Below are 314 nucleotides of genomic sequence, written 5' to 3'. Positions count from 1 at the left end.
GGTGTTGGTATCAATAACGCTGTTAACAAAGTTCCAGGTGTCCGCTCTGCCTTGGTTCGTGATATGACAACAGCACTTTATGCTAAAGAAGAACTCAATGCCAACGTTATTGGTTTCGGTGGTAAGATCACTGGTGAATTGCTCATGTGTGATATCATTGAAGCTTTCATCAATGCTGAATACAAACCATCAGAAGAAAACAAAAAATTGATTGCTAAAATTGAGCACGTTGAAACTCACAATGCTCATCAAGCAGATGCAAACTTCTTTACAGAATTTCTTGAAAAATGGGATCGTGGAGAGTACCACGACTA

General features: G+C 39.2%; 1 protein-coding gene. It reads left to right on the top strand.

Annotated features, from left to right (window positions below; translation table 11 throughout):
- Nucleotides 1-314, top strand: a 314-nt coding sequence (locus HMPREF2780_RS06400; RefSeq protein ID WP_199774049.1) for an RpiB/LacA/LacB family sugar-phosphate isomerase, incomplete at both ends; no start/stop codon positions are given.

The organism is Streptococcus sp. HMSC062B01, from assembly GCF_001811085.1.
In the GTDB taxonomy this organism is placed as follows: Bacteria; Bacillota; Bacilli; order Lactobacillales; family Streptococcaceae; genus Streptococcus; species Streptococcus gordonii.
Note: the sequence above shows the minus strand (reverse complement) of the source record. Positions and strands in the feature narration are given on the sequence as shown.